The following is a 17,505-nucleotide window of genomic DNA, read 5'->3' as shown; positions in this document are numbered from 1 at the left end:
AGCATCCGTCAATCGGCAGGAAGGTCCTGCTCCAGTCCGTAGGTGTCGTTTTCGTCCTCAGTGATGGTGTACCAGGTGCAATACGTCTGACGGCTTAAATCCCCACGCGCATTCAGCGTATGAGTGGCGCGCCCTAACGCGTCATAAAACACTTGATCGCTGTAACCGCTCACGCGCAACGACGCATCGTTTATATAGCGATGGTGATTCGCGAAGTAAGGGCGATAGTTGCGAATGGCCAGCCCTTTGTTGTTGTACTCCACCCGGCTGCTGACTCGCCAGCGGGTTTCGCTGTACTCACTGACCGGCTTGCCGTCCGTGTCAACGTTTAGCGCGCCGTTGTCATTTACGCTATAGGCCATGCCCCCCGGCGCCAATTGCTTGGTTTGCAAGCTGCGTCCAAACCCATCGCTGCAGGTCAGGCTGATCCTAATGAGCGCCTCCTGAGGCTCCGTCGCGGACGGGTAACGATCGGCTTGCAACACCACGGCATGCACAGGTTCGCGTCGCGCGCGCTGAATCAGTTCACTTAACTGCCGCTGGCTCTCATCGCCCAGGTTCAGCGTGGCCTGACGTGCCCTGGCGCGAATATGCCCGCTGGGCAGGACATACCCCTGGGCCACCCATTCAGGACGCAGGGCCGGCACAGCGATCTGCCCCATCCAACTGAAGGGGGTATAGAAGCTGGCGCTGGCGGCTTTGTTAAGCGCTGCTTGAGGGGATTTGATCGCGCTGTCAGGGCTGTCATCCGCTGGTCGACGGTATTGCGACAACGGCGCAAACCCCACCGGCACGCCTTGCTCCTGACCAAAATAGCTACTGACCTGCAAGTGCCCGAAAGCGTCATAACGGGCGTGCTGCTCCGTGCCCTGGGGATCGGTGACGCGTACTGGCAGCTGCAACCGGTAGTCATACACCGCGCGGGTGGTGCAGCCATCGGCGGTTTGAACCTTGGCAATGTGGCAGTAATACGGATCGTGCTCCAACGTGGTGACGCCATGGCTTTCGGTAGGCCGCACACTGCGTGCCCGGTAAAAACCTTGAGCCGAGCGGTACTGCGTAAGGTTTTTTTTGATCGACCACAGGCTGATCGGGGCCGCACTGTCTGGCAAGAACGCTGAGGCTGGATGATAGTGAGCCGCCGTCAGGGCCTGGGTCAGATTAAATGGCTCGGCACCCGGCAAATCGGGCAGATTCTCATACGCCTTAAGGGCCTGTTCATCCAGCTCGGCAGTTTCGGTGTGGTCCGGTAATGCCAGAAAATCTGCCGTACCCAAGGGATAGGGCGAAGCTGTTTGCACGTCTTGGTAATACTGCGTCGACAACCCGCCCAGTGTCCGTTGTGCATCTGCGCCCAACGGACTTTGGGCGCTTTGATCGATAAACCGCTCATAGCTGATCCGGTCAGGGGCCAATGTGTGGGCTGTGGTGCCTTTTGCCAACACCAGTGCATTGGCGCGCTGGCGATAGGGCAGGTGCAACCGCCAGCGTTGCGACTGATCAAGGTGTATGTACTGAGCCCGCGACTCTGTCAGGTAATACGTCTGCTGCGCCGGATCGTGGGTGTCCTGCCACCACTGGATGTGATGAGGCTCGCTGAACGGCGGACTGTCTTGAGGGGTTTTACGACGGGCGTAATGCACGGTGACGCTATGCGTCAACCCGCCAAACGTGTCCCAGCGCAAATTGAGGGTGTGCTGGCAGCCCGGGTCCTCGGGTTCGCGCTCATACCGGTAGCTGATGGACTCCAGCAACAAGGGCAACACCGACGACCGCCCATTGACCTGACGCACCAGAAACCGGTTCTGACTGACTGAATACGGCACGGCAGTAGGCGCCGGATCGCGGGCCGCGAAAATTTCCTGGCGCATCAGCGAACCACTGAGGGCGTAATTGATGTCCTGGCGGTGAGCGGGCGTCACCGCCTCAGCGATCAACGTATCGTCGGTGTCACCCGGCTGTAGGCGACTGATAAGCGTGTAGCCCAACGGCTGAGCGCGGGTATCGAGGTTGAAATAGTCGCGCCGCAGCATGTCGGTGGCCTTGCCCGTGTGAAACCAGCTTTTGCGCAGCAATGTTTGCGTGTGGCGGTTGTCCGGTGTGTCACTGCCCGACACCTCTGTATCCGTCTCCAGCAAAAAGCCAAACCCCTGAAACTTGCGCTCCACGCTGTTATAGAAACCTTCTCGGTACTTCACCTGCTGGGTCAGGCGATTACCGCTGATGGCGTCCGTCTGCTGTTGCCGGGTCACCAAATGCAACGCAAACGGGACGCCGCAAATGGCAGGTCGACGCTCCAGGGCGCGCTGGTGCTTTTCATCCAGCCACTCTTGGGCACTGCTGCGGTAAGTGAGTGAGCCGCTGGCGCCCATGTTGTTGTCGGTACTGACCAACAAATACGGTTTGGCCTGGACAAAGTCATAGCGCCAATGAGGCGGCGTCGCGTGCGGCATCGTCACGATCAGGCTCGAACAGCCCAATCCCTGAAGGTCGGCGGTGCTGACCGTGCATGAACGGTCATAGCGAAGGTTTTGTGGCCACGGTAACTGAGTGGGCGAAGGCGCGAGGCCCGTGCCGAACAAGTTCATGAAAATCAATGCGTGCTCGGACTGAAGGTACAGCACATCGGTCGCGCCGGAGCCGTCCAGATCCGCAAGCAATACCCGTGAGGCGTCAAATTCGGCATAACTGAAGGGCAGGGTGGCAAACACAAACCCTTTGCCGAAACGGCCGCTGCCCAAATTGGGCCAGCACTTGATTTCATGGTGACGAATGCGGATCAAATGCTGCTGCCCGCTGCCCAGAATATCGCTGAAGGCCACCACCTCCGTACCGGGGGAGCGGCTCAGCACAGGCAACCCATCATCGTCGTCCGCGTCATGCGCCACATCCTGCCCCGGCTCAAAACCGTCCTCAGGCTGATTGATATACAACCGGACACTCCGAGGGCCGATCAAGGACAGGTCGGGCACGCCATTGCCCATCAAGTCTGCCAACTGCCCCTGGGGGTGAAAGAACTCTGTCGGCAGCGCCGCGAACGGCGCAAAACTCGACCAGCGCCGACGGGCGTTTAGCGTAAAAAATCCGCCCAGGGCGGGCTGCGCAATGATCCACTCCAACTGCCCATCGCCATTGAGGTCAGCCAGGGTTTGGCGCAGCGATTCGCGATCAGTGGCCACCGGCATCTCCGGTAACGTTTGCAGAGGCCCATAAGACACCGCATCGGTGGTGAGCCCGGCAGGGTCCCTGACAGGTTCGCGGTAGTGCCAAAGCCTGTCCTGGCTGTACAGAACGCCCGGCATGCCATCGCAATACAAATCCACCAATTGATAGTGCTGCCCGTCGCCCGGGCCCTGTAACGCGTCGAAGGCCGCGTACTGGGCTGGCGTGTTTGAAAGCGTAAACGGGCTGTAGCTGAATTCGACAGGTGGCCAATGACTGGCCACCCCCGACGCATCAAAGGCCTGACTGTGAACAGCATTGAGAAAACTGCCTCGGTGTTCGCTGGTCCCGTATTCAAGCAATAAGCGACGCACCAACACGGGCTCGGACCCCATGGCTGTTTCATCGGGGAAGTAATGAAACATCAGGATTTGCTGGCACAGCCGCCGGCTGCCCAGCTCAAAGCCATACGCGTAGTTAAAGTAAGGGTCGGGGCGCTCCTGCCAGACTGCGCGTTCGGCATAACTCGGGGTTTGAGCCAGGTCGGTGGTGCGCTCGCCATAATCAAACAGCAGCTCAAAGTGCCACTGAAGAGGTGCCAGGGACGGCGCAGTCCATAACGCCAGATGGGTACGGGGTTGGCGGTTGCCATAACACACACGTTGGAGATAACGCTGGGCACTGAAATCACGCACCGGGGCCGTGTCCGCAGTGATCTGCTCTTGCTTGTATTGGTAGTAAATCTGCTCACCTGAGGGGGTCAGGCTTTCTTCCAGCAGCCACTGTGCGACGTGGTGTGGCGTGTGAGGATCAGCGCAGCGTGCGCCAGGGGTTTTACCGAATACATGTAGATTGCCATCAGCACTGTGTATCAGCCAGAACCCGGCGGGGTCAGCGCTGCACGTCCAGTGTTCAACCCGGTCGAAGGTTGATTCCACCCGTGGAAAATAGCGCGTCACGCGATACGCCGTGTCGAGTGGCAAACCGTTGAACTGTTGAATGGTGGTGGTCTGAATCACCCCCTGCTGATTTTTTTCGGCGCGCAGCTCCATGCCCGAAGGCCCGAGAAACTCATCCGCGGCCGTATACCGTGGTACTCCGGTCTGGGTGTTACGCCGGATGCTGCCGGGGGAGGCGGCCCAACCGATGCCAAACGGGCCATTACCCAGCGCGCTGCTGTAATTCAAGCTCAATGAAGGGGTAAAACCGCGCCCCGGTGAAATGGGCAGGGGGACACTGAAAGACGACTCGCCTGTCATGCCGAGAGCCCCCCACCCGGTGCCGATACTCTGGATGGCGCCACCGCCCTTGGGCAGCGACGGTGTAAAAGCGTCTGCCACAGTGTGCTCGGGAGGGGTCGTCATGCCTGTGCTCCTGCGCTTTTGGCAACATAACGCACATGAATGATGATGTCCGTCAGTGAGTTCAACATCGCTTGCTGGGCACTCGGGTTAGGGAACGAAAGCCTCCACCCTGAGACGGCACCGGTGAATTCGAAGGGCAGGTATCGATCTCCGCCATCAAAGTTCAGGGTAAATAACCCGCTGTCGTTCAACCCCGTCGACAGGGCGATTTGTTCATTGATGCGATGGCTAGAGTATTCGAACTCGCCTTTATCCGGCGTATGAATCGTGTGATGGGTTTGCGTCAGCGTGGCGCGAATATCTTCATAAGGGCTCAGCGTTGCAGGCAGTGTCACGCTGATACTTTTGATGCGTCGCAGATAGTGTTCCGGGTAATCGGCATCGAACAACGCCTTAGTCAGTTCAAACTCAACAATCCCTGTTTTTTTCAGGGACGCACTGAGTTCCTCCCAGGCAGCATTGCGCGTGGCGTTAGGGTCTTTGGCTTTCAACTGTCTGAGGGAAATGGTTTTGGTGATTTCCATTGGCCTTGCATGGTTGTGAAAGTAGGCCGCTTGCATGTTGATGAGGCTGAGTTTGAGCCCTTCACCCGCACTTAGCCCGCTGCGATGACTGTTCCACTGCGCGGCATGCACAAACGTGCGATCCGACTCCGCGCGCTCGTAATGCCAACAGGCCTGAGCGTCCAGGCACAAGGAAAGGGCCATGTCGTAGGCTTGCAAATAGAACGACGAAAACTGCGTATTGAGCCATTGATAGAGTTGCGACGTGGTGAATCGTTTTTCCAGCAGATCAAACATCAACCTTGCCTGCCTGAGCGCCATTTCTGCCGACGCGTATTGCAGTCGACTGCTGTTGGCCTGCTCACGCTGGACGCGCAGTTGAGCCTTCACTTGCGCCAGTTCGAGACGCGACTGAGCCAATGTGTGCTCCCACTCCTGAGTGCGGCGATTGAATGCCTCATTACGATCGAGGTGAGTGGCATTGGCACGCTTTTCATTGGCGAGCAATTGCACGCCTGCCTGTGCCGCGTAGAACGCCCCCTCAAGCCGCCAACCGCCTGTTGAGGTGCCAAAAATGTTGGGGGCCAGCATGGCCAGGCCGGCAGCACCTTGCAGGCCATATGCCACACTTTCCAGCGCGGCACTGGCCTGCAGTTCCTGGGTAGCCTGCTGTTCGTTGGGGCTGACGCCGTCTTTAATCAGACGTTCCAGGTGCGCTATTCGTCCTTCTACAATTTCTTGACCCGCCTGCAAGGCCGCTTCATTTTTTTCATCAATGATCAGACTCTGCGCTTGCTGCTCCAGCGACAAGCCTGCCATCTGCCACACCTGCTGCTGTTGCAACTCAACCTGTTCGGCTTGTGCCTTGCGTTCAATAATCGACAGCAAGGTGCTGCCTAGCTGCACAACGTTGTCTACGGCTGCCATCGCCAAGGCATGCATCACCTGAAACTTGTAATGCCCGGCATGCGCCGGTTGTCGACGGGCGGAAACGGCGTCTCCCGGTATGCGCTGGCTGGCATACAGGCGCAAGAGGTGTTGAGGCGAAGCAGGGGTGGCGTACAGCGATACCCGTAGTGGCTTGCCGGTGATGTCCAAGTGCTGACGCAGATTGTGCAAACGCGCCTCTACTTTGTCCCAGCGCGCCAGTAACGTGCTGTTCAGCGGCACACACAGATACTGCGAGTCGTTAGCCCGGTGGGAACGTTGTGCGGCGCGCAGGTGGTTCGAGACCAGCGGCAACCCCGAGTCCGGTCGCAAGGCCTTGCGTTCATTGACGCGCAGGTGATCATCGGTTTGCGTGGTGAAGGTATCAAGACCAATGGACGTCCATGGATCCATAAGGCGCAGGGTCGGTTTAGCCCCGAGCAGGGATTTGGCACGTACATACCACAGTTTGGCTTCGTTCAAACTCTCGGGTGTTGCCTGGCGATACGCCGCGTCGCCCCGATTAACCAGGATATCGACATACAACGCATACAATGCACGCCGAAAATGAATGGGGGCACTGAGTGCGATTTGATTGGGGTCTTGAGGGTTATCAAGGACATAACTCATTTCCGTATGGCCAGCGGTTAATACGGATAAACCCCAATAGTCGGACGCGGAGGACGCACCTTTGGATTTGCGGCTTGGATCAAATAGATAATTAAGCCATGCCTCGGCCTCGCCATAACGTTGTTCAAGGTTCAAGCGATGGGCAATAAGCCAGGGAAGGTAGAGAAATAACTCCCAATGGTACTTGCCGACGGCGCCATGAAAGTCGAGCGGTTGATGGCCGGTTGCACCTGTCAGCGGCGGCTCGCGGTGCGTATGTGATAAAGCGAAGAGGGTATCCATGCCGGCAGAGGCTGCCGGTATGAGCTTGTCACCCAGCGTCGTATTAAGGCGGATAGGCGCGCGCGGTAGTGCGACGGCCCCATTGGAGAGAGCAATCGTAGAACCGCTAAAGTTGATGAATTCAGCGATGCCCCGTGTGTACGATTCCTGGCGATCGATGAAGGGGGCCATCGGAATGTCGGCCACATTGTTCTCGTTTAAGGTGATTTCATACGCTTTGAGCGCATAGCCCAAAATCGTGAAGCGCATGTCATCTATGTTCTGCTCCCTGATCAGCACCCCATGAATAATGGGGATTTTTTTTGCATGGCTGATGTAGTCGTTGAGGCGCTCAGCCGTTAAGCCAAGTGACGCGCTGAAGGTCTGGCCTGCAATGAGTTCCGGTGTGCCACCTTCAAGATTACGCCGCAATACTTGGCTATCGCCCACCAAGTGAGTGTTTGAAATATGAATATTAACCGGGTACTGAACGACCTGATCTTTATCGTGAGCGTCCAGGGTCATAATGACTTGCTTATACACCCGTTCCAGACGCGACAACTTAACCTTCTCCAGCAACAGTTCGCGGCTGTCGATTGCTGTGTCAGTACTTCGCGATACGGCGTTGACCGCTAACTTCGCAGAATAGGTGGTGTCCGGGGTTTGAAATAAATAATCGAACACCTCGGTAGACAGACTAAAACCCTTGAGGTTATACATTTCTGAAAACAACGTCTGGCCAAAGGGTTTGACGATTAAGCCCTCGCTGTCGAGCGGCTTGTTAGCGTGCTGAATAAAATCACGAAACACCGTGCCCGTCTTATTGCACGTTAATTCGAGACTTAAAACATCGTGGAGCAGGCGCGACGGTTGTGGGTGGTGCAAGTTCAGGTAGGAATCACTGTCCAAGGCGATGATTGCGCCTCCCGCCCGCGTTGTCCACAGGACGGTGAATTTTAAGAAGAACCAGTATTCGCTTTGCTGGACGACCAATTCAACACTTTTGAATGATGGGAAGTGCCTGTCGACGGCCGATGTGATTTCCAGGCTGGAGGTGGTTTTATTAAACGTGGCTTTCACCGGTGCCTGAGCATCAGCAATATTCTTTTGAGTCCCTTGAAAATCCCATCTGTCAGTGCCGGGGTGGTGCGCTGTCGGATTATCGATTTTTATATCGACCGTATTAATACTGGGTGCTTTGAATCCGAAACGGCGCTGATTATGTTTTGCAAAAATATCCAGGTAGCGCGAGGCTTGTTGCGCAATGTTATTGGGGAATATGACCAACTCACTTGTTAAGGAATACGTTGATTGCAGGTGGTGAACATTGAGTTGATTATCGAGACGTACGGCATGGGAGAAGCTGAACTTACTGCGCGTCAACGTTGAGGTGGCGTCTGAACGACCGGGAGCAGTAGCCGTCAGCCCAAAATACAGAGAGGCAGGAGATGTATGCGGATCCACCACCGCAACCGTTGTGACGGTGGCATTCAACGCATCCCCTGATAATTCATTAAGCCCTTTATGGATCGCATACTCGTCGATGCACACGTGCGGACAGCTCCAGCTGCCATCAATTTTCAAGTACGCATAATGCAGGCGCATGCGCACGTAACGCTTCATGAAGTGCCGTAAATGCTCAGGGTTGAAAATGTCCAGGTTCGCAGGTGAGGTCGAAGGCCCGTCGTGCCCCACTGGAGGCTGCGTGCACTGCGCCCAGACAACAAATAGACGATCATTGAAGTAAACGGGACGAATACTTTGCACCGGAATATCAAAAGAAGCGGGAATAGGGATTTTTCTCCAGTCCGTCCACGCTGTAGGCACTGAATAACTGGCAGGAAGCGTCGGGTGAGCGTCCGTGAGCGGCAACGCACTTTGCTTGGCCATATCCAGCGTCCGCCAATAAAAGGTATTTTCTCCATTGGACTTGCCGACCAGGTAATAATGGCTGTCCGCCATGGCCTTGGACGATCCATCAATATAACCATTGATGACCTGCAACTGAGCGACCTCTTCTACGCGACCTAAATAGCGGTTGACCGCAGAGCGAATATGATCAGGTTGCAAGTTAGGCTGATTAATATCATTTTCAAGTTGCTGAAAACTTTCTGTTTTGTCCAGCCGGAACACAGGATTGAGAAAGTTAGAAGGGAAGTAGCGCAATTGTTGATGCGCGTGCCAAACCGAGTAACTGTGCAAGTTAGTTTCCCAACGCATGCGCTGGGACGGTGTCATGGCGAGCAGGTCGTAACCCGGTTCGAAGCCTGACGCAATGCTGTTGATGTATTGCTGCAGGCTGCCAATAGCACTCGCCACCCGACTGGTGATCACTGACTGACTGACTTGCACATCCAGTAACCAATAGCCGTATAAATCATCCAGTGATGCACGCGGTGCATGCTGAGCAGCGGGGTCATGGCTGTGCAGCGGATTAAACGCATGCAGATAAAACGCCAACATGGCGTCGCGTAATTGTTCGTTGAGCTGCTGACTGATGAGGGGAGTCATGATAATTCCTTGTGCGACACGCTAATGGATACAGACAACTCAGGCATGAACCGCCATGACGGCTTCACCCACCTGCGTCCATTGAGGGCCCGGGATATGAGAGTTGAGATTGGTAACAGTCAATAAAACAGACGCAGACAAGCCGGTACGCAGGCAGGCGCGGTGGCAGCGGGCAACCCAATCCAGTTGGGTAATGGATTGAACGCGGGTATACGCAGTATTTTTCAGCAAAGCCGTTATTTCGCTCGCGCTCCAGCCCAATAAGCCGCTGAGGTGCACAATCAACTCGGCTTCATTGTCCGCACTCTTGTCATTCACCCGCTTTAAATAATTTAACAGGTCGGACTCATTTAAGCGGTAATGAACCAGCAGGGACTGAAACTGCTGCAATAAGTACAGGGTATTCAAGGACAGCTTCAGAAAATTTTCAGCGCCATTACTGGAGTCGAGCCAGTGCGGATGCAGCACAAAGGTTTGCAACGCGTCCGAACGCACGCTCAAGGCTAATAAGCTGCTCGCGTTCGGCGCCACTAACACATTGTGTTTAAGGGCTTTTTTGCTGTCTTTTTGCCCCAGCGCAACCGCCATGCTCTGAATGGCGTTTTTAATCCTTTTATCAATGATCAACGAAGACTCTATCGTGGTTGAATGCTCACTGAACGTGCTGACCAGCTGTTTATTCCAGGGCAATAACTGCGTGTAAGCGGAGGTTAAATAAGGCGAAAGGATTGAAGTGATTCGCTCGACTACCTTGTCTTGGTCTTCATCCTGATTCAGGGGCGTGAGATAACTCTTGACGGACTTTTTCAGCATTTTATGCAGCCGTTCAAGATCTGCAGTTTCAGGCAGCACTGGGTAGGTCTTCAGAATTGTTTTAATCAGTACATGACTTTTAGTGAATCTCAGTTTTTTTAACTCTTCTTCCTCTCCCTGAGACAGCGTAGGGAATGATTCGTCGGGCAACGCGTATGTTTCCAGCGCACTCAAGTGTTCTATAAATGGTTGTAGGTAGGCATGGGCGCCATTTTCTGCCTCTACGGCGTCCAGTAACAGTTGACGACGCACTGTCTGAAGCGATGTGCCGGCGTCACTGAACCACTGGACGGCCCAATCCATTTGCATGAGCACATCCAGGAAATCAGCGGGCGCATTACTTCCACTTGCCCGCAATGAGGGAGAAACCAGTTGCTTGATATAATCAGTGCCGCCCAATAACTCGGCCAGCTGATACATGTCCAGCACAGAAAGTCCGAACAATCGCGCCAGACGGGCCTGTCGATAGAAACTACTGAACGTCGCGAGGTCTTTTTTCGGCGTCAAATACTGTTGTATACGCTGGGACATGGCGCCGAATGAAGTGGGGGTATTGAGAACACCTAAACTGGCGCAGACCTTATGTACAGCGATTAAATCCGAGTCGTCACGCGCATCAAGTTTGAAGAGGCTGCCGTCCAATGTCAGCGCATCATTGAACAGACGGTCACTGTTATAGACCCGGTCATACAAGGCAGGTGCCTGCCCGACACGATGCACCGACAGGTGATGCACCATGGCTGAAAACTCCTCAACGGACACGGTGTAACGCTGGCTCAAATATCGGTAAACGCCCAAGGCCCGAAGCGTATTGTCGTTTATGGTAAAGGTGTTTACTTCAGCACCGGCACTTGCTACACAGTGCACGAAGGTTTTGATTTCCGTGTAAGGGATGTTCGTCCAGCGTTGCAAACGAATAATGCGCTGCAATCGATCAAGTTGTTCAACATTAACAAAATCAATAACCGGTGCGGTGTCCTTGTCTTTGATATCTATCCCCACCCTGGCGGGCACTGCTGTCAAAGGCGTTACAACATGCGGCGAGAGCAGGGGGGTAAAGTTACCCAAACAGAACAGCGCCTGCATGTGTTCGTCGTCAAGTTCTGTTTGCGCCATAAAATGGGGAAGCGATTTTAATAATTCAAACTCACTTCCCAAACACGTTCTTGCCAATCTGTTTCTTCCCTGGGGCGTATCGTCATTGGCCATCTCTGCCGTGATCAACGATTGCTGCTGCGGACTAAGCGCTGCCAGTAATCGTTGGGCTTCATAGCTTTCCTGCTGAACTTTTCCATACACGGTGCTTGGTTGTTGACTGAGGGGAAGGGTCAGACTAATTGCATAGCTCAACTCACCCAACATGGGTTTATCCCCCCCCAACCCCAACAAACATTGTTGATGGGAAAGAGAGAAGGGTAATTGCAGCGGGTAATACTGCTCCGCCAGCGCCTCTTCAACGACGTCACTTCTGTACACGTCTTTATTGTCAATAAGGTGTTTGCGGATATCGCCATGCAGCAATTCGTTCACAAGGTTCAGCAACGGAACTTGCTCATTCACCGCCTGTGCATCAACCGTCATGCTCATCAATGAGGGGCGGCGTTGGGCCAAGCGTGTCTTCGGCAATTGACCCTTGCCGGTATTCTCCAGCTCCCGGGCAAACATATAGAGTGCGCGAAGGTAGGCCGCTGGCGAATCGATTGCAGCTAACGATTCAGGTGTGCAGACATTATTCCAATCTTGAGGGAACAATGACGTATAGGTAGCGCCATGTTGTGACGGGCAGCAGCACGTTGGGCTCGTTCTTCGTCTGAGAGTAAATCGCGTTGTTCACGATGGAGAAACTCCAGTTGCACAACATGGCTGAGCGCCTGGTCGTATATCTGACCCGATTCTTTCTCGCCAATATCATTCAAGACTTCGGCGAACTCCATCTTGGAAAGTCGGACAACGTCGAAAATTGAAAGCAGGTTGGCGCCTGCCATTTTGGCCTTAAAGCGTTCCTTGCTGCTGGCTGAGAGACCTGGAATTCCCGCGAGTGAAAGCAGTAAATCCGTAGGCTGATTATGGGGAGTAGCGTCGGTCGTATCTGACATATCAATAAATTCCAGGAGGCTCTGCGGGGGATCCACAGCGCGACCTGAAGCTAACATCGACGTTTAAAGCGCTCGGTCAGACAGCACCGTTCTGATTCCTCAGACTGATCGTTAATTAAGTAAGGGATTCAATGAAGCTGTCAGCACCGTGTAAGGCGCAGCAGAAGGATCGTGGAGTGCTAATCACCGGACCCGGGCAAGAAACCTGCACAGCGGAAAGACTTCCTGATACGTGATTTAACATAATATACATTATGCGAACCTAAGTATTGGGTGTCAGGGTCAGTGGAGGCTGCTTTTGAACAGGCAGATAAGCATTTCAGGTGCTGGAAACCAACGTTGGACTTTCGCCTGCCAATCCACTGCCGCTGGTTGCCCAATGATCAACTTAATAAAATGGTCTTCTTCACGATGACACGCTGGCCGTTGAAAAATTTGCAGCCTACTAGATCGCAGTGCTTCAAACCTTCGATCAACCGTGCGACGCTTATAACCCTCAGACGTCCAGCTCAACTTTGGTCGTCGAAACCTTTCAATTACAAGGATGAGTTACTCATGAAATACAGCCTGACATTCATGCATCCCAATGCCAATGATTCACGGGAATCTGATTTCTACACATTGGAAATCGATGCTCAGTCAGCACCTCAAAGCCTCAGTGATTTCAATGGAGGAACAGCTAAGGCTTACGCTGGTTACCAGACTTCCGATGATAAGTTCATCATCAAAGCCGACCCGCACAATGACGATACTATCGAGCTATGGGGGCACAACACACCGGTATGGAATGTTTGGCAAAACACGAGCAACCTGAATCTTGGCGGCAAAGTCACAGTTAACGAGTCCGGAAAACACTATTCATCCATAGAAGCAAAGATCACCAGGCGCAGCTGGTAGCCTTCATGCTTATATATGAAAGAATTTTCGCAGACGCGAAAGGTATAAGGAGCGTTTAGTTCTCCCTCGCCCGAGAAAATAACTTAAAAATATAACTAAACTAAATGTCTGTTTAGTTTAGTTATATATATGGCGGAGGAATTTACTGCCTCCACCACCCTTACACACGCCACACAACGCAGCGCTCAATACGTATAACCTAGCTATCCGCACGCCTCAAGAATGCGAAGATCCATCGTTGGTCAATTGCTTTGGTCCCGCGATCAGCCAGGCCAGTAACCCCAGCAACGGGACGAAAATCAATACTGCAACCCACATGCAACGGCTGTTCACGTTGGCACCGCTCTTGAGGACGCTCTTGATTGCCCACAACTCCAACAGGAGAACGACGACTGCCAATGCCACCCAGATGTATTCAATTTGCATGCTTAACCTCCCAAGTTGTTGTGCATTAGGCGGCTGATGCGCATGAGGGTTCATTAAATTCACGTTGAGCGTGTGCTCACAGGATGAAGCGATCTGTGGCGTTACGGCGCTCGTTGTCATCACGCATGTCGTAACTGACGGTGGTTGCGATGTTGGCGTGGTGCGCCAGTTTTTGTGCAATGGATACGTCGTACTCCTCAATCACACGGGTAATGAAGGAGCGACGGAAGTCGTGGGGCATGATGTTGACCCCTACTTGCTTGCCGCGCTGTTTGGCAATGTAGTAGATCGCGTGCTTGGTAATGCGCTCGCGGGTGATGTGGTTGCCGCGACGAATGCGGTTGAACAGGAAGTCGTCGTCACTTACGCCTTCCGGCAAATGTGCGCGACGAAACGCCAACCATGCTTCGAGTTTTTCAAACGCCCAGGCCGGTGCGAACTTGATCAACTCCTTGTTACCTTTGCCCATCACTTGCAAGCTGCGCTCGGCCACATTGATCTGGCTCAGGTCCATGTTCACGGACTCTGATTTGCGCATCCCGGAGCCGTACAAAATGGCAATGATCGCTGCATCGCGTAACCCTTGCGGGCGCGGATCGGCAGCACAAACGTCCATCAACTCGCGAATCAACGTACGGCGCAAGTTACGCCCTTTACTCAGGCGTGTGCCCCCGCCCGCCTTCACTGCCCGGATTTTCAGCAGATGATCCTGTGTGATCAGGCTTTGTTGCCACGCCTGATTCATCACCCCGCGGATAGTATTGACGTACAGCGAAGAAGTGTTTGGCGCATAGCCATCGGCGCGCAGCGCAGCAACGAGCGCGGTGATATGCCCAGGCTGCAAATGGTGCCAGGGGAACTCGTCAATGGTGACGTCTTCAACACCCAAACGGTCCGCCGCATCTTGCAACACATAGCGCATGGTTTGCCGGCTGGACGGTGCCAGGCGCTCAAGGTAGAGCACCACGGGTGCTTGAACATCATGTAGAGGGCTAACGTTAACCAACGGTGTTACGGGTTCGGAAGTCGACAAAACCAATCTCGATACGGTTTGAAACAAGCCCGCAATATACCGCATCGACAGCGTTTTTCTGACCCGGTGTCTCGCCGATTAAAATCCCCGCGCCAACAGGGCTGCCACACCCAGCAGCAGGATGGCAGTGACTCTCTGTACGATGCGCTGGCGTTCCGGGCTTCGCAGGACCTGACGAATACGCTGTCCGAAATAGCAATACAGGCACCCGCTGGCGAATTGCAGCAACAAGAAGGCTAACCCGAGTGCGGCCACGTCGAGCACCCGAATTTCGCCCCCCTGCCCTGCAAATTGCGGAAATACTGCACTGAACATGACGATGGTTTTCGGATTCGAAAAGCCGGTCAGCAGGCCTTTGCCGAAACGGTCCGCAAACCCGCTGGCCAATGGTGCATGCGCGTCGTGCAGTGAAACCCCGTGACTGGTCCATTGCCGATACGCCAGATACAGCAAATAAGCGACGCCGATGTATTGAATCGCACGCGTTATTAACACATTGCCCTTAACCAGTTCTGCAAACCCCACGGCGAAAATCAACATCGACACCAGATACGCGGCACTGGCGCCCAACTGTACTGGCATAGAGCGCTTGAGCCCCTCCTGCATGCCAAACCCCATCAACAACAGGGTCATGGGGCCGGGGCTGAACGTCATGGTCGCGCAAAAAACCAAAAAATAGGCAAACGAAGTCAAGGTCAATTGAGTAGCCATACAGCGTTTTTCACCCTTAAACACATTGCCCGAACGTGTGCGGGCGGTCAGGCAGTGTGTGCAATCGCCAGCGCTGAGGACAGGTAAAGCCGAGGCGAACATTACCGGTCTTTACTGGTAGCATGACCGGCTAAGTTCGAGGCCGTTATGTCCATTTCCCGTATCGAATTCCAACCCGGCACTTCCAAAGTGCAGCAAATTGTTAGCGCACTGACCCAGGCCATCGATGAAGGATTGCTAAGCCCCGGTAGCAAGTTGCCATCTGTGCGCGAAATGACACTCGTGTTGGGCGTCAGCAAATTCACCCTGATCGAGGCGCTGGATCGCCTGCGCGGACAAGCACGCATCACCTCCAGCCAGGGCCTAGGGTATTTTGTAGCGTCCAGGCCGATGACCGCCGCCACGGCGCCTGTTGACCTGTTACCCAACGATCTGACCAGCGTCCTGCGACGCTCACTGATCGGCGCCAGCGCAGCCTTGCGACCCGGCGGCGGGCACTTGCCTGAACAATGGCTTGAGGCCAGCACGCTGCGCGCCAGTCTGCGCGCCGTCAGCCGCTCCCCGCTGCTGCGGTTAACAGGTTACGGCGACCCCGCGGGTTATCTGCCACTGCGCCAGGCGTTGCAGCGAAAGCTGGCAGCACAGGGGCTGGACGTTGCGCTTGAACAGATCATCACCACCAGTAATACGGTGCAGGCGCTCGACATGGTGTTGCGCTTGCGCCTGCGGCCGGGTGATACCGTGTTGTTGGACACGCCCTGCTACTTCAACTTCCACGCCAATCTGGCGTTACACGGGGTTCGTGTTGTCACACTGGAACGCACGGCTCAGGGGTTGGATGTGCAGGCACTGGAAGCGCTGCTGGGGACACACCGACCAAGCGTCTACCTGACCACCAGCGTATTGCAAAACCCCACCGGCCATTCGTTTACACCCGCTCAGGCTTACGAACTGCTGGAACTGACCAAACGTTACAACTGCCACATCATCGAGGATGATCTGTATGGCGATTTGCATCCCGAGCCGCCGCCGCGCTTGTCGACATTGGCGGGGTTAGACCACGTGACATACCTCAGCGGTTTCTCCAAAACCCTCAGCGCCAATCTACGAGTCAGTTTCGTTGTGACCTCACCGCAAATGGCTGCCAACCTCACGCACATGAAGTTGATGTGTGGCGGTATTACCTGCGAAATGTTGGAACAGACGCTGTATTCGATGCTCGCCGATGGCAGTTACCACAAACACCGAAAGCGGGTTGTGCACCGGCTAATGAGCGCCGGTGCACGGGTTGCAGCAGGGTTGCAACAGGTCGGAATGAGCCTGAGTGTGCCCTACACGGGCGGGCTGTTTATCTGGGCCACGTTGCCGCCAGGTCTGGATGCCGAAAGGCTCGCCCAGGCCGGGCTCAAGCAAGACTTGGTACTCGCCCCGGGAACGCTGTTCGGCTATGGGCCGCAGCTGACACGCTGCCTGCGCTTCAACGTGGCCCATACCGACGACCCGCAGGTCATGGCCGCCGTGCAATCGGTGCTATTCACCGCAGATTGAGCGGATCGACCAACCCTGCAGCGATCGCCATGCCCACCAGATCAGGTAAATGGTGCGCCTGCATGCGCTTCATCACCCGCGACCGATACAGGTCGATGGTCTTGACGCTCACAGCCAGCAGCTCGGCGATTTCGCGGGTCGTATAGCCCTTGACCAACGGCATCAACACATCACGCTCCCTGGGGGTCAGGCTGTTGAGGCGCGCTTGCACCTCGCTCAGCTCCTGGCTGGCGACCTGTTGCGGGGTACGGGCGTTCAACGCTTGCTGCACGCTATCGAGTAGCAACTGCTCGTTATAGGGTTTCTCGATGAAATCATGGGCACCTGCCTTGAACGCACGTACCACAATCGGCACGTCAGCATGCCCGCTGACAAAAATCACTGGCATCGTGATGCCGCGTTCCCTGAGGGCTTGCTGCACATGCAGTCCGCCCATGGACGGCATGCGCACATCCAGCAACACGCACGCGTTCAGGCTCGGGTCGCAGGCCTGCAAAAACGCGTGCCCACTGGTGAACGGCACCGCGTGCAGGCCGACCGATTCCAGCAGCCAGACGGTGGAATCGAGCATGCCCTGATCGTCATCGACCACATACACCATGGGCTGCATTGAAGTTGTCATT

General features: G+C 54.9%; 10 protein-coding genes. 2 read left to right on the top strand and 8 right to left on the bottom strand.

Annotated elements, in window-relative coordinates:
- Positions 1 to 8: 8 nt before the first annotated feature.
- The 4 genes from HBN68_RS04450 to HBN68_RS04435 are packed head-to-tail and all read right to left on the bottom strand — an operon-like array spanning position 9 to position 12,267.
- A complete protein-coding gene (locus HBN68_RS04450; protein ID WP_169962858.1) occupies positions 9 to 4,526 on the bottom strand; it encodes a SpvB/TcaC N-terminal domain-containing protein in 4,518 nt (1,505 codons plus the stop codon).
- The gene (locus HBN68_RS04445) at positions 4,523 to 9,358 is read right to left on the bottom strand and encodes a neuraminidase-like domain-containing protein (RefSeq protein ID WP_346010196.1); all 4,836 of its coding nucleotides are present in this window, start codon (positions 9,356 to 9,358) and stop codon (positions 4,523 to 4,525) included. The genes HBN68_RS04450 and HBN68_RS04445 overlap by 4 nt, the downstream gene beginning before the upstream one ends.
- Before the next feature lie 39 nt (positions 9,359 to 9,397).
- Positions 9,398 to 11,923 carry a Tc toxin subunit A gene (locus HBN68_RS04440; protein ID WP_169962855.1) on the bottom strand — a complete coding sequence of 842 codons (2,526 nt, stop codon included), beginning with the start codon at positions 11,921 to 11,923 and terminating at the stop codon, positions 9,398 to 9,400.
- The gene (locus HBN68_RS04435) at positions 11,878 to 12,267 is read right to left on the bottom strand and encodes a Tc toxin subunit A (protein WP_169962854.1); all 390 of its coding nucleotides are present in this window, start codon (positions 12,265 to 12,267) and stop codon (positions 11,878 to 11,880) included. The genes HBN68_RS04440 and HBN68_RS04435 overlap by 46 nt, the downstream gene beginning before the upstream one ends.
- Positions 12,268 to 12,822: 555 nt before the next feature.
- On the opposite strand from HBN68_RS04435, the gene HBN68_RS04430 reads away from it, so the two are divergent.
- The gene (locus tag HBN68_RS04430; protein ID WP_169962853.1) at positions 12,823 to 13,164 is read left to right on the top strand and encodes a hypothetical protein; all 342 of its coding nucleotides are present in this window, start codon (positions 12,823 to 12,825) and stop codon (positions 13,162 to 13,164) included.
- A 216-nt stretch (positions 13,165 to 13,380) separates the two neighbouring features.
- Here the strand turns inward: HBN68_RS04430 and HBN68_RS04425 are convergent, their stop codons facing one another.
- The 3 genes from HBN68_RS04425 to HBN68_RS04415 all read right to left on the bottom strand — a co-directional run bounded on the left by HBN68_RS04425 (position 13,381) and on the right by HBN68_RS04415 (position 15,334).
- Positions 13,381 to 13,590, bottom strand: coding sequence for a PLD nuclease N-terminal domain-containing protein (locus HBN68_RS04425; RefSeq protein WP_169962852.1), 210 nt, complete (start codon positions 13,588 to 13,590; stop codon positions 13,381 to 13,383).
- Between the two features lie 76 nt (positions 13,591 to 13,666).
- Positions 13,667 to 14,512, bottom strand: coding sequence for a tyrosine-type recombinase/integrase (locus tag HBN68_RS04420; RefSeq protein ID WP_262373446.1), 846 nt, complete (start codon positions 14,510 to 14,512; stop codon positions 13,667 to 13,669).
- A gap of 189 nt (positions 14,513 to 14,701) precedes the next feature.
- Positions 14,702 to 15,334, bottom strand: a complete 633-nt coding sequence (locus HBN68_RS04415; RefSeq protein WP_094993582.1) for a LysE family translocator — start codon at positions 15,332 to 15,334, stop codon at positions 14,702 to 14,704.
- 147 nt (positions 15,335 to 15,481) lie between these two features.
- Between HBN68_RS04415 and HBN68_RS04410 the strand changes: the two genes are divergently transcribed.
- Positions 15,482 to 16,882: a PLP-dependent aminotransferase family protein gene (locus HBN68_RS04410; protein WP_169962851.1), complete on the top strand. Its 1,401-nt coding sequence runs from the start codon at positions 15,482 to 15,484 to the stop codon at positions 16,880 to 16,882.
- On the opposite strand, the gene HBN68_RS04405 is transcribed toward HBN68_RS04410, so the two are convergent.
- Positions 16,869 to 17,504 (bottom strand): response regulator, encoded by a 636-nt coding sequence (locus HBN68_RS04405; protein ID WP_169962850.1) that lies wholly within the window; start codon positions 17,502 to 17,504, stop codon positions 16,869 to 16,871. The genes HBN68_RS04410 and HBN68_RS04405 overlap by 14 nt on opposite strands.
- Between the last annotated feature and the right edge of the window lies 1 nt (position 17,505).

The organism is Pseudomonas sp. WS 5078, assembly GCF_012985745.1.
In the GTDB taxonomy this organism is placed as follows: domain Bacteria; phylum Pseudomonadota; class Gammaproteobacteria; order Pseudomonadales; family Pseudomonadaceae; genus Aquipseudomonas; species Aquipseudomonas lundensis_A.
Note: the sequence above shows the minus strand (reverse complement) of the source record. Positions and strands in the feature narration are given on the sequence as shown.